Consider the following 12,967-nt stretch of genomic DNA (forward strand, 5'->3'; position numbering starts at 1 on the left):
GCGCCGCCCGGCATCAGGCACGGTTATGAACGTGACTCTTCCGCTTCCGGCAGGGTCACGTTGAGCTCCAGAATCGAGATATCCCCGTCCTTTTGCTCCAGCTGTACGGTCACCATTTCCGGGTCAATCTGCACGTACTTACAGATCACTTCCAGAATATCTTTGCGCAGCTGCGGCAGGTAATGCGGTTCTGCGTCGCTGCGGCGGCGTTCTGCCACGATGATCTGCAGACGCTCTTTTGCGATGTTAGCGGTGCTTTTTTTCCGCGAGAGAAAAAAGTCCAGTAATGCCATAACTTATCCTCCGAACAGGCGTTTGAGGAAACCTTTCTTCTCTTCTTCGATGAAGCGGAAAGGACGTTCTTCTCCGAGCAGACGATCTACCGTGTCCGCATACGCTTTACCGGCGTCTGCGTTAGCGTCGAGGATAACCGGTTCACCCTGGTTAGAGGCACGCAGCACGGATTGATCTTCCGGGATGACGCCAACCAGTTTGATACGCAGGATCTCGAGCACGTCTTCCATACTCAGCATATCACCTTTATTAACCCGACCCGGATTATAACGGGTCAGCAGCAGGTGCTCTTTAATCGGTTCCTGGCCATTTTCCGCACGGCGGGATTTTGAGGCGAGGATCCCTAAAATTCGGTCGGAGTCGCGCACGGACGACACTTCCGGGTTGGTGGTGATGATCGCTTCATCGGCGAAGTAGAGCGCCATCAGCGCGCCGGTTTCGATGCCTGCCGGTGAATCGCAGACCACGAAATCGAACTCCATCTTTTTCAGCTCATCGAGCACCTTTTCCACACCTTCACGGGTCAGCGCATCCTTGTCGCGCGTCTGTGAAGCGGGAAGAATATAGAGATTGTCGGTACGTTTATCTTTAATCATCGCCTGATTCAGCGTGGCGTCACCCTGAATCACGTTCACAAAATCGTACACCACGCGGCGTTCACAACCCATAATCAGGTCAAGGTTACGCAGGCCGATATCGAAATCAATAACGACGGTTTTCTTTCCCTTCTGGGCCAAACCTGTAGCGATGGCCGCGCTGGAGGTGGTCTTGCCAACGCCTCCTTTACCCGAAGTAACAACAATAATGCGTGCCATAGAAATTCCTTGTTAAAAAGGGATCAATTCAACGGTTGAACGGTCAAAGCGTTGTCTGCCAGCCGCAGACGTGCCGCTTTGCCAGAAAATTCGGCCGGGATGTTATCACTCAGCCAGTAAACACCTGCGATGGAGACCAGCTCCGCCTCCAGGTGGGTACAAAAAATTTGCGCATCGCGATCGCCGCTGGCACCCGCCAGCGCACGGCCTCGCATTGAGCCATAAATATGGATATTGCCATCCGCAATCAGCTCCGCCCCTGCGCTGACGTGGTTGGTCACAATCAGGTCACAGTTTGGCGCATAAATGCGCTGACCGGAACGCACCGGAAGATCAATCAATCGCGTTTTTGTGACAGGGGTAACAGGGAGTTCTGGCGGGGCAGGGGGCTCTGCGCGCGGGGCTTTGTCTTTGCCTTCGTTCAGCAGCGGAAGACCCGCCCGATCGATTTCGGCTTTCAGCTCAGCGTCTTTGCAGCCACTGATGCCCACAATCCGCAGGCCGGTGGCGGTGACCGCCTGTTGCAAATGGTGCCAGTTAACCGGCGCTTCGAGGCCGCTTACGTTAATGACCACCGGCGCATGGGTAAGAAATGCGGGCGCCTGCGCGATTTTGTCTTCTAACGCCTGACGAATAACCTCGGGTTTTGCTTCATGCAAATGAACCACTGATAAGGTGAAGCTACTGCCTTTAAGCTCGATGGGCGTGTTTGACATCCTGGCCTTACTCAATTTGCTTTTACCACGACGTGTGCGCCGTGATATTCCGAAGAGTATCAGGCATGTTATAGTCACAATTATATTGAGGCAAGTCACCCTCCCGCTTAATTCAGAGTAAATATATGTTTTGTGTGATCTACAGAAGTACCCAGCGCGACCAGACCTACCTGTATGTCGAAAAAAAGGACGATTTTTCCCGCGTGCCTGAGGCCCTGATGAAGAGCTTCGGTAAGCCGCAGCTGGTGATGCTGATGCCCCTCGACGGGCGCAAGCAGCTGAGCAACGCCGATCTGGAAAAAGTAAAAACCGCGCTGGCCGAACAGGGCTATTATTTACAACTCCCTCCACCGCAAGAAAATTTACTCAAACAGCATCTTGAGGCGCAGGGGAAAAAATAGTTTAAGAATTATCTGTCAGCGTCACATTAACCGTTCAGGGGACGTCTATGTATCAACATCATAACTGGCAAGGAGCCTTACTGGATTATCCGGTAAGTAAAGTCGTCTGCGTAGGAAGTAATTACGCTAAGCATATTCAGGAAATGGGAAGTGCGGTTCCGGACGAGCCGGTGCTGTTCATTAAACCGGAAACGGCACTCTGTGATATTCGCCAGCCGCTGGCGTTACCGCAGGGACTGGGCTCGGTTCACCACGAAGTGGAGCTGGCGGTGCTTATTGGTGCTACGCTGCGCCAGGCCTCTGAAGATCATGTGCAGAAGGCGATTGCCGGTTATGGTGTGGCGCTGGATCTGACCCTGCGCGACGTGCAGGGCAAAATGAAGAAAGCGGGCCAGCCGTGGGAAAAAGCCAAAGGCTTTGATAACTCCTGCCCGATCTCCGGGTTTGTACCGGTATCGGAATTTCAGGACGATCCGCAGAACACCACCCTGAGCCTGAAGGTGAACGGCGAGGTGCGTCAGCAGGGCTCCACCGCCGACATGATCCACAAGATTGTCCCGCTGATTGCCTATATGAGCCGTTACTTCACCCTGAAACCGGGGGATGTGATCCTCACCGGCACCCCGGAAGGGGTGGGTCCGCTCTCAGGCGGCGACGAGCTGGAAGTGGCCGTTAACGGCCTGTCACTGAAAACCCGCGTGCTGTAATCCCCGCTTGCCGCCCCTTTTGGGCGGCAAAACTTGCATCGAGGTGCCAGACTGGTTATAAGGTGCGCTTTATTTTGACGTGTGGACATCCTTATGAGCGACATTCCTTTCTGGCAAAGCAAAACTCTCGACAACATGACCGACGCCGAGTGGGAATCGCTGTGTGACGGCTGCGGGCAGTGCTGCCTGCATAAGCTGATGGATGAAGACTCGGATGAAATCTACTTCACCAACGTCGCCTGCAACCAGCTGAATATCAAAACCTGCCAGTGCCGTAATTACGAGCGCCGGTTCGAGTTAGAGCCGGACTGCATCAAGCTGACCCGTGACAACCTGCCAACCTTTGAGTGGTTGCCACCGACCTGCGCCTATCGTCTGCTGGCGGAAGGGAAGGAATTGCCGAAGTGGCACCCGCTGCTGGCCGGTTCGAAAGCGGCGATGCACGGCGAGCGGATTTCGGTGCGCCATATTGCGGTGCGAGAATCTGAGGTGCGCGACTGGGAAGACCATATTATGAATCATCCCAACCGCAGCTAATAAAAAAACCCGCCGCGGCGGGTTTTTTAATGCCCGGCGGCGCTTCGCTTGCGCGGGCCTACGAGCCTGTAGGTCGGGTAAGCGCAGCGCCACCCGACGTTTTTTTATCTGCCAAACAAATCGCGTTTTTTCGGTTTAAACGGCTGGGCAATCAGTACCAGCAGCGCCACGACCAGGTAAGCGGCAAAAATGCCTACCAGCCACTGCGGCATCTCGAGGGTCAGGAACTCCCACTGACGCACGGAGCAGTCACCGCTGGCCACGAACACCTGTGGCAGCCACTTGTCCAGCGGCAGCCAGCTCGGGAAGCTGGCGGCAAAATCACAGGTCTGAAACGGCGACGGGTGCAGCTGGATCATGGTGTGCTCCCAGGCCAGCTGAAGCCCTTTTCCGGCGCTGTACAGCCAGATAGCAATCGCACCATAGCGAAGCGGGCTTTTTGGGGCGATGGCGCCCACCAGGCCTGCGCCCATCACGCCAAACAGCGCGCAACGTTCATAGATACACAGCACGCAGGGCTTCAGCAACATTACATGCTGGAACCACAATGCCACCATTTCGAGTGCGAAGGCGGTCAGGGCCAACAGCAACCAGGCTCCGCGTCCACGCGAGCACTGATTTAAAAATTTCAACATAATCATTTCCCTGGAACAGGTATAGAAAGCGCAGTGTAAACGAAAACAATTTGCGTGCCAGCCTCGGCGCGCAAAATATAACGTAATCGGATATTTATCATTCGTCAGCGCAGCCGGGTAATAAATTACCCGGCTGACTCACTTAATGCGTCGCCAGTATACCCGCCTGCAGCATCCATTGGGTAACAGGAATGAGGGTAATTTTGACGCACAACAAACCGACGCTGGTTAATACCACCGTATAGGGCAGCGCCATCCACACCATCCGGCCATAAGAGAGTCTTATCAGGGGGGCCAGCGCCGAGGTGAGCAGGAACAGGAACGCCGCCTGGCCGTTCGGCGTGGCGACGGAGGGCAGGTTGGTACCGGTGTTAATCGCCACCGCCAGCAGTTCAAACTGTTGCTGGTTTATCGCGCCGCTCTGCAGCGCAGTTTTGGCCTCATTGATATAGACCGAGCCGACAAACACATTGTCGGAGATGGCCGACAGCAGGCCGTTAAACAGATAAAACAGCGACAGCTGGGCATCCGCCTCGGCCTGCAGCACATAGCGAATGATTGGCGCAAACAGCTGCTGGTCGACAATCACCGCCACCACCGCAAAAAACACCGCCAGCAGAGCGGTAAACGGCAGCGCTTCGGTAAAGGCCTTGCCGATAGCATGCTCATCCGTCACGCCGGTAAAGGAGGTCGCCAGGATGATCACCGACAGGCCGATTAACCCCACCTCCGCCAGATGAAACGCCAGGGCGATAATCAGCCAGACGCCAATGATGCTCTGAAAAATCAGCGCCAGCTTCTGTTGACGGGTACGCTGGCTGCGGCTCTCATCGTCATAACGCTGTAATACCTCGCGAACCTGGGCCGGCAGCAGGGTGCCGTAACCAAACCATTTACACTTCTCCACCAGCCAGCAGGTGAACAGACCGCATATCAGCACCGGCACGCTGACCGGGGCCACGCGCAGGAAAAAGTCGGTAAAGTTCCAGCCAACGGCTTTGGCGATGATCAGGTTCTGCGGCTCGCCGACCATGGTCATCACCCCGCCCAGCGCGGTGCCGACGCTGGCGTGCATCATCAGACTGCGCAGGAACGCGCGGAACTGCTCCAGCACCTCGCGCTGTTGGGCATCGACCTGGCTGTCATCGTGCAGGCCATCTTCCGGCTGTGCGGAGGCCACCCGGTGATAGATCCCATAGAAACCGACGGCGACGCTGATCACCACCGCCACCACGGTCAGGGCATCGAGGAAGGCCGACAGAAACGCAGCCGCTACGCAGAAGGCCAGCGACAACAGCGTTTTCGAGGGGATGCTCAGCAGCAGGCGGGTAAAGATAAACAGCAGCAGCTGCTTCATAAAGTAGATCCCGGCCACCATAAACATCAGCAGCAGGAGCACTTCCAGATTATTTGCCAGCTCCTCTTTGACATGTTCCGCGCTGGTCATGCCGATCGCCACCGCCTCGAAGGCCAGCAGGCCGCCCGGCAGCAGGGGGTAACATTTCAGCGCCATTGCCAGGGTAAAGATGAACTCTGCCACCAGCAACCAGCCGGCAATAAAGGGATCGATAACAAAGATAAGCGGGTTAAGAACCAGAAAAACAACCAGGGTCACTTTATACCAGTCGGGGGACTGGCCTAAAAAATTGCGCCACAGGGCGCGGCTATACGACATTTCCACAACAGATTTCCTTGCCCGTCACATAATTACGGCTTAAGTATACGCAAACCGGGCCGGGCAAGGGGCGCGGGCCGGAATTTTAAATGATAAAAATAAAACGGCGATCCCTTTTTTCTCGCCTCGCTGCGCTATCTGCCTCTGTCTGCCTCTGGTATGATGAGTGAATTTTGTAAAAAGCAGTTAATGGAAAACTCACTATGGTCATAAAGGCGCAAAGCCCGGCGGGTTTCGCGGAAGAGTACATTATCGAGAGCATCTGGAATAACCGTTTTCCCCCTGGCTCGATCCTTCCCGCAGAACGCGAACTCTCTGAACTGATTGGCGTCACACGTACCACCTTACGTGAAGTGTTGCAGCGACTGGCCCGTGATGGCTGGCTGACGATCCAACACGGCAAACCGACCAAAGTGAATAACTTCTGGGAAACGTCGGGTCTGAATATTCTTGAAACGCTGGCGCGCCTCGATCACGAGAGCGTTCCGCAGTTGATCGATAATCTGCTCTCCGTGCGTACCAACATCGCCACCATCTTTATCCGCACGGCATTCCGCCAGCACCCGGATAAGGCCCTGGAAGTGCTGAACCGCGCCACCGCGGTGGAAGATCACGCCGATGCCTTTGCCCTGCTGGATTACAATGTCTTCCGCGGCCTGGCCTTTGCCTCCGGTAACCCGATCTACGGCCTGATCCTCAACGGGATGAAAGGGCTCTATACCCGCATTGGCCGTCACTACTTCGCCAATCCGGAAGCCCGCAGCCTGGCGCTTGGCTTCTACCATAAGCTGAGCGAACTCTGCTCTGAAGGGATGCACGACCAGGTGTACGACACCGTGCGTCGCTACGGTCGTGAAAGCGGCGAGATCTGGCACCGGATGCAGAAATCCCTGCCGGGCGACCTGGTCATCCAGGGGCGCTAAAACAAAAAACCTCTCAAACGAGAGGTTTTTTTTCGCCGGGTGGCGGCTGCGCCTTACCCGGCCTACAACATCTGCAACACGCGTAGGCCGGGTAAGCGAAGCGCCACCCGGCAAACAGGCTACAACATATTACCCTTAACCGGGCACCGTTCCAGCAGCTCCACGCTGCCGTCTTCGTTCTGCTGCTCAAGCATAATGTCAAAGCCCCACAGGCGATGGACGTGCTTCAGCACTTCCTTGCGCCCTTTGTCCAGCGGGGCGCGGTTATGCGGTATATAGCGCAGCGTTAGGGAGCGATCCCCGCGCAGATCCACATTCCAGACCTGGATATTCGGCTCCAGATTGCTCAAATTGTACTGAGCCGAGAGGCGGGAGCGGATCTCACGATACCCCTCCTCATTGTGGATCGCCGAAATCTCCAGGAAGTTGTTGTGATCGTCATCCAGCACCGTAAACAGGCGGAAGTCACGCATCACTTTCGGCGACAGGAACTGGCTGATAAAGCTCTCATCCTTGAAGTCACGCATCGCGAAATGCAGCGTCTCAAGCCAGTCGGACCCGGCGATATCCGGGAACCAGTATTTATCCTCTTCCGTCGGGTTCTGACAGATACGCTTGATGTCCTGGAACATGGCAAAGCCCAGCGCATACGGGTTAATACCGCTGTACCACGGGCTGTTGTACGGCGGCTGGAACACCACGTTGGTGTGGCTGTGCAGGAACTCCAGCATAAAGCGCTCAGTCACTTTGCCTTCGTCATACAGGTGGTTAAGGATGGTGTAGTGCCAGAATGTCGCCCAGCCTTCGTTCATCACCTGGGTCTGTTTTTGCGGATAGAAATACTGACTCACCTTGCGCACGATACGCAGGATCTCACGCTGCCACGGCTCCAGCAGCGGGGCGTTCTTCTCCATAAAGTAGAGCAGGTTCTCCTGCGGCTCGGAAGGATAGCGGCGCGCTTCCACTACCGTCTTCTCCTCCTCGCGTTTCGGCAGGGTACGCCAGAGGGTATTCACCTGGCTCTGCAGATACTCTTCCCGGCTTTTCTGCCGGGCTTTCTCCTCCTGCAGGGAGATCTTCTGCGGACGTTTATAGCGATCCACACCGTAGTTCATCAGCGCATGGCAGGAGTCGAGCAGCTTCTCAACCTCGTCCACCCCGTAGCGCTCTTCGCACTGGGTAATGTAGTTACGGGCAAAGATCAGATAGTCGACAATCGAACTGGCGTCGGTCCAGCTGCGGAACAGGTAGTTATTTTTGAAAAACGAGTTGTGTCCGTAGCAGGCGTGCGCCATCACCAGGGCCTGCATGGTGATGGTGTTCTCTTCCATCAGGTAGGCGATGCAGGGGTTGGAGTTGATGACGATCTCATAGGCCAGCCCCTGCTGACCATGCTTGTACAGCCGTTCGGTTTCAATGAATTTTTTGCCAAACGACCAGTGGGTATAGTTAATGGGCATCCCGACGCTGGAGTAAGCGTCCATCATCTGTTCGGAGGTGATCACTTCGATTTGATGGGGATAGGCGTCCAGACGGTAGAGTTTTGCTACCCGGTCAATTTCTGCCAGATAGGTATCCAACAGCTCGAATGTCCAGTCGGGTCCATCGCTCAGACGTGTGGTGTCCTTATTCATGGAATCAATAGTAGCCATTAGCGCGCCCTCATTGTTGGTAGCTCTCTCTGTCTGGAGAACCTCTTTTCAAGCATAGAACACGCCATTCAAAAGCGTGCTGGGACGCTATTTTTTTCTTTGCGATTTCCCGTTTTTTCCATGACGAAAAGGGGGTGTCCGGCAGAATAATATTCTGGTTAAAAATGCCGCGCAGCAGGAGATGCCAAAACCGTGCTACCCCCGTCAACAGGGGAAGGTGTGAGGTAAGTCACCATAAAAAAGGCCTATGTTGAATAATATTTTCGGCTGGGTTATCAATATGTAATCAGAAGATTGTTCTTTTGCTTATTAAGGGAGTGGCTATGCGTGTTGTCATACTGGGAAGTGGCGTCGTTGGCGTAACCAGCGCCTGGTACCTGAGTCAGGCCGGGCACGACGTGACGGTAATTGATCGTGAGCCGGGTCCGGCTCTGGAGACCAGCGCCGCCAACGCCGGGCAGATTTCGCCGGGCTACGCGGCGCCCTGGGCGGCACCGGGTGTGCCCCTGAAGGCGATTAAATGGATGTTCCAGCGCCATGCGCCGCTGGCGATCAGCCTCGACGGCACGCAGTTCCAGCTCAAGTGGATGTGGCAGATGCTGCGCAACTGCGACACCTCACACTACATGGAAAACAAAGGGCGAATGGTGCGCCTGGCGGAGTACAGCCGCGACTGCCTGAAAGCGCTGCGTGCCTCCACCGGCATTCAGTATGAAGGCCGTCAGGGAGGCACCCTGCAGCTGTTCCGCACCGCCCAGCAGTATGAAAACGCCACCCGGGATATCGCGGTTCTCGAGGATGCTGGAGTCCCGTATCAACTGCTGGAAGCCAGCCAGCTGGCGCAGGTCGAACCGGCGCTGGCCGAGGTGGCGCACAAGCTCACCGGCGGTTTGCGTCTGCCCAATGACGAAACCGGCGACTGCCAGCTCTTTACCCAGAATCTGGCGCAGATGGCAGAGCAGGCGGGGGTTAAATTCCGCTACAACACGTCGGTGGATAAGCTTCTGTACGAAGGGGACAATATCTACGGCGTGCTGTGCGGCGACGAGGTGGTGAAAGCTGACGCCTACGTAATGGCCTTTGGCTCTTACTCCACCGCCATGCTGAAAGGGATTGTGGATATTCCGGTCTACCCCCTTAAGGGTTACTCGCTCACTATCCCGGTGAAAGAGGAGAGTGGTGCCCCGGTTTCAACTATCCTTGATGAAACATACAAAATCGCGATCACCCGTTTTGATAACCGGATCCGCGTGGGAGGAATGGCGGAAATCGTCGGCTTTAACACCGAGTTGCTGCAACCGCGTCGGGAAACGCTGGAGATGGTCGTGGGCGATCTCTTCCCGCGCGGCGGCTTTATCGAACAGGCGACCTTCTGGACCGGGCTGCGCCCGATGACCCCGGACGGCACGCCCGTCGTGGGCCGTACCCCGTTTAAGAACCTGTGGCTCAACACCGGTCACGGTACGCTGGGCTGGACGATGGCCTGCGGATCGGGGCAGCTCCTCAGTGATTTGATCTCCGGGCGCACACCGGCCATTCCGTTTGATGATTTAAGCGTCGCGCGCTACCGGCCCGGGTTCACTCCGTCACGTCCACAGCATTTACACGGCGCGCATAACTAACAAGGAGTCGTCATGTCCCGTCCTGTTGTGGCTCAGCTGGATCTGCAGGCTATGAAAGATAACCTGCAAATTGTCCGGCGCGCTGCGCCCGATTCACGCGTCTGGGCGGTGGTCAAAGCCAATGCTTATGGTCACGGTCTGGATCGCATCTGGAGCGCGTTAAGCGCCGCCGATGGCTTTGCAATGCTCAATCTGGAGGAGGCGATCCTGCTGCGCGAGCGTGGCTGGAAAGGGCCGATCCTGATGCTCGAAGGCTTCTTCAGCAGCGATGAACTGCCGCTGTTTGATAAGTACCGCCTGACCACCAGCGTGCACAGTAACTGGCAGGTGAAGGCGTTGCAGAACGCGAAGCTGCATGCCCCGCTCGATATCTACCTGAAGGTGAACAGCGGCATGAACCGCCTCGGTTTCCAGCCGGATCGGGTCCACAGCGTCTGGCAGCAGCTGCGGGCGTTGAAGAACATCGGCGGGATGACGCTGATGGCCCATTTTGCCGATGCGGAAAAGCCGGACGGCATTGCTGAGCCCATGATGCGCATAGAGCAGGCGGCGGAGGGGCTGGACTGCCCGCGCTCGCTCTCTAACTCGGCGGCGACCCTCTGGCACCCGGAAGCGCATTTCGACTGGGTGCGCCCGGGGATCGTGCTCTACGGCGCGTCACCGTCCGGGCAGTGGCAGGATATCGCCAACAGTGGCCTCAAGCCGGTAATGTCCCTGCGCAGTGAGATTATCGGGGTTCAGACCCTGAAAGCGGGGGATACCGTGGGCTACGGCAGTCGCTATCGCGCCTCGGGCGAGCAGCGGATCGGGATTGTCGCTGGTGGCTATGCCGACGGTTATCCGCGTATCGCCCCAAACGGCACTCCGGTATGGGTGGATGGCGTGCGCACCGGCACGGTCGGTACCGTGTCGATGGATATGCTGGCGATTGATCTTACCCCTTGCCCGCAGGCCGGGATCGGCACGCCGGTTGAGCTGTGGGGGAATGAGGTGAAAGTGGACGACGTCGCGGCTGCGGCGGGCACCATCGGGTACGAATTGCTAACCGCGTTAGCCCCGCGGGTACCCGTGATTACGGTGTGAAGAGACGCCCGGCGGCGCTACGCTTGCCGGGCCTACAAAACCGTGCCTTGTAGGCCGGGTAAGGCATAGCCGCCACCCGGCAAACCGACCGTACAGAATTACTCCTCGGCATCCTCCGCCACGCGCACGCCCACTTTCCGCACCCTGTTATCTTCTTTCTCCGCCACCGTCCAGATCATCCCGGCAAACTCCACCTGGTCACCCACCACCGGCGCGGCACCGAGCAGTTTCTGGATAATCTCGCCCAGCGTCTGCTGGTTGTCACGATACTCCAGCCCTTCCTCCAGGCCGTAGATCAACGCCACGTCGGCAAATTTGGCGCTGGCTTCGAGAATAAAATCACCAAAGAAGCGCTGATCCAGCGCCACCGGCGGCGACTGGCTGAACAGCTTGCCGAGAGCAGGGAGGTCGCGCTCGCGGCCAATCACGCAGAGAATATCCCCCTCACGCAGCCGGGTGCTCCCGGTCGGGTGCAGCAGGGCGTTATCGCGGAACAGGGCGGCAATGCGCGTCTCCTCAGGCATATGCAGATCCCGCAGGGAGGCACCCACGCACCACTTGTCGGCGCTGAGCTGGTAGACAAACTGCTCCCACGGGTTTTCCGGATGAAGGTCCAGCCCCACGCGGGAGACCGGCCAGCCCACCGGTGGGATCACCACTTTGGCCTTTTTCGCCGCCCACGACAGGGACGTGCCCTGGAACAGCAGCGACACCAGCACCACGAAGAAGGCCACGTTAAAGAACAGGCGGGCGTTATCCAGCCCGGCCATCATCGGGAATACCGCGAGGATGATCGGCACCGCGCCGCGCAGTCCCACCCAACTGATAAACACCCGCTCGCGCAGGTTAAACCCTCTGAACGGCAGCAGGCCAGCAAATACCGACAGCGGACGGGCAAAGAAGATCATCCATATTGACAGCAGCAGGGCCGGAATGGCAATCGGCAGCAGGTCCGACGGAGTGACCAGCAGCCCCAGCACCAGGAACATGCCGATCTGTGCCAGCCAGGCCAGGCCGTCAAAGTTCTGCAGAATGCCAAAGCGGTTGCGGATCGGGCGATTCCCCAGCAGGAAGCCGCACAGGTAGACCGCCAGAATGCCGCTGCCGTCCATCGCGGTGGTCAGGGCGAAAATCAAAATCCCGCCGCTCAGGGCCAGCAGCGGGTAGAGCCCGGCCGGCAGCGAGATACGGTTAATCATCTGTTGCAGCAGATAGCCACCGGCGAGGCCGATGATGATCCCAAGACCGAACTGCTGAATGATGTGCCAGGCGAACATCCAGCTCAGGCTGGTCTCATGCTGCTGGATCATCTCTATCAGGGTGATGGTCAGAAACACCGCCATCGGGTCGTTACTGCCGGATTCGATTTCCAGCGTCGAGCCGACACGTTCGTTCAGCCCTTTGCCGCCCAGCAGGGAGAAGACCGCCGCGGCGTCGGTGGAGCCGACGATGGCGCCAATCAGCAGCCCTTCCATGATATCCAGATTAAACAGCCAGGCTGCCATCATCCCGGTCAGGCCGGAGGTGATCAGTACCCCAACCGTTGCCAGCGACAGGGCCGGGCCCAGCGCCACGCGAAACGAACTGGCCTGGGTGCGCATCCCGCCGTCCAGCAGGATCACCGCCAGCGCGAGGTTACTCACCATGTAGGCAAACGGGTAGTTATCGAAGGGGATCCCGCCGACACCATCAACCCCCGCCAGCATGCCGATGGCGAGGAAAATAACCAGAATGGGGATGCCGAGACGAGACGAGAATGAACTCAATAAAATACTGCAGGTTACAAGAACTGAACCCAGGATAAAAAGACTGATTATTGCTGCGGCATCCAATGTGTGCGTACTCCCTGCGTGACGCGGTGACTATTATTAAAACCCTAACATATTAATGCCCCTTACAGCGTGCTA

The 12,967-nt window shown here is 57.1% G+C and carries 13 protein-coding genes; 6 read left to right on the top strand and 7 right to left on the bottom strand.

The window, feature by feature from the left end:
• Positions 1 to 23 precede the first annotated feature (23 nt).
• Genes minE through minC form a run of 3 tightly spaced genes read right to left on the bottom strand, consistent with a single transcriptional unit; the run spans position 24 to position 1,825 of the window.
• Positions 24 to 293 carry a cell division topological specificity factor MinE gene (gene minE, locus LG383_RS05995; RefSeq protein ID WP_032611475.1) on the bottom strand — a complete coding sequence of 90 codons (270 nt, stop codon included), beginning with the start codon at positions 291 to 293 and terminating at the stop codon, positions 24 to 26.
• A 3-nt stretch (positions 294 to 296) separates the two neighbouring features.
• Positions 297 to 1,109 carry a septum site-determining protein MinD gene (minD, locus tag LG383_RS06000; protein WP_106993274.1) on the bottom strand — a complete coding sequence of 271 codons (813 nt, stop codon included), beginning with the start codon at positions 1,107 to 1,109 and terminating at the stop codon, positions 297 to 299.
• Positions 1,110 to 1,132: 23 nt separating this feature from the next.
• A complete protein-coding gene (gene minC / locus LG383_RS06005; RefSeq protein ID WP_106993273.1) occupies positions 1,133 to 1,825 on the bottom strand; it encodes a septum site-determining protein MinC in 693 nt (230 codons plus the stop codon).
• Between the two features lie 125 nt (positions 1,826 to 1,950).
• Here minC and LG383_RS06010 point away from each other — a divergent pair, with 125 nt between their 5' ends.
• The 3 genes from LG383_RS06010 (at position 1,951) to LG383_RS06020 (ending at position 3,470) form a co-directional block, all read left to right on the top strand.
• Positions 1,951 to 2,226 carry a YcgL domain-containing protein gene (locus LG383_RS06010; protein ID WP_166182762.1) on the top strand — a complete coding sequence of 92 codons (276 nt, stop codon included), beginning with the start codon at positions 1,951 to 1,953 and terminating at the stop codon, positions 2,224 to 2,226.
• Positions 2,227 to 2,273: 47 nt separating this feature from the next.
• Complete coding sequence (locus LG383_RS06015) at positions 2,274 to 2,933, top strand: fumarylacetoacetate hydrolase family protein (RefSeq protein WP_106993271.1); 660 nt, start codon at positions 2,274 to 2,276, stop codon at positions 2,931 to 2,933.
• 93 nt (positions 2,934 to 3,026) lie between these two features.
• Positions 3,027 to 3,470: a YcgN family cysteine cluster protein gene (locus tag LG383_RS06020; protein WP_106993270.1), complete on the top strand. Its 444-nt coding sequence runs from the start codon at positions 3,027 to 3,029 to the stop codon at positions 3,468 to 3,470.
• A 104-nt stretch (positions 3,471 to 3,574) separates the two neighbouring features.
• On the opposite strand, the gene dsbB is transcribed toward LG383_RS06020, so the two are convergent.
• Complete coding sequence (gene dsbB / locus LG383_RS06025) at positions 3,575 to 4,105, bottom strand: disulfide bond formation protein DsbB (protein WP_106993269.1); 531 nt, start codon at positions 4,103 to 4,105, stop codon at positions 3,575 to 3,577.
• Positions 4,106 to 4,247: 142 nt separating this feature from the next.
• Positions 4,248 to 5,786, bottom strand: coding sequence for a sodium/proton antiporter NhaB (gene nhaB / locus LG383_RS06030; protein WP_225758556.1), 1,539 nt, complete (start codon positions 5,784 to 5,786; stop codon positions 4,248 to 4,250).
• 197 nt (positions 5,787 to 5,983) lie between these two features.
• Between nhaB and fadR the strand changes: the two genes are divergently transcribed.
• Positions 5,984 to 6,703 (top strand): fatty acid metabolism transcriptional regulator FadR, encoded by a 720-nt coding sequence (gene fadR, locus LG383_RS06035; RefSeq protein ID WP_106993267.1) that lies wholly within the window; start codon positions 5,984 to 5,986, stop codon positions 6,701 to 6,703.
• 119 nt (positions 6,704 to 6,822) lie between these two features.
• Here fadR and LG383_RS06040 read toward each other — a convergent pair whose 3' ends face one another.
• The gene (locus LG383_RS06040) at positions 6,823 to 8,355 is read right to left on the bottom strand and encodes a SpoVR family protein (RefSeq protein ID WP_106993266.1); all 1,533 of its coding nucleotides are present in this window, start codon (positions 8,353 to 8,355) and stop codon (positions 6,823 to 6,825) included.
• 323 nt (positions 8,356 to 8,678) lie between these two features.
• On the opposite strand from LG383_RS06040, the gene LG383_RS06045 reads away from it, so the two are divergent.
• Together LG383_RS06045 and dadX are read left to right on the top strand one after the other, a co-directional pair.
• On the top strand, positions 8,679 to 9,977 hold the full coding sequence (locus LG383_RS06045) for a D-amino acid dehydrogenase (protein WP_166182760.1): 1,299 nt from the start codon (positions 8,679 to 8,681) through the stop codon (positions 9,975 to 9,977).
• Positions 9,978 to 9,989: 12 nt separating this feature from the next.
• Entirely contained in the window at positions 9,990 to 11,060 is a 1,071-nt protein-coding gene (dadX, locus tag LG383_RS06050; protein ID WP_225758557.1) for a catabolic alanine racemase DadX, read from the top strand.
• A gap of 98 nt (positions 11,061 to 11,158) precedes the next feature.
• On the opposite strand, the gene LG383_RS06055 is transcribed toward dadX, so the two are convergent.
• Positions 11,159 to 12,892 carry a potassium/proton antiporter gene (locus tag LG383_RS06055; protein WP_166182758.1) on the bottom strand — a complete coding sequence of 578 codons (1,734 nt, stop codon included), beginning with the start codon at positions 12,890 to 12,892 and terminating at the stop codon, positions 11,159 to 11,161.
• Positions 12,893 to 12,967 lie beyond the last annotated feature (75 nt).

The organism is Leclercia sp. Marseille-Q4284, from assembly GCF_916618945.1.
Lineage (GTDB): Bacteria > Pseudomonadota > Gammaproteobacteria > Enterobacterales > Enterobacteriaceae > Enterobacter > Enterobacter tamurae.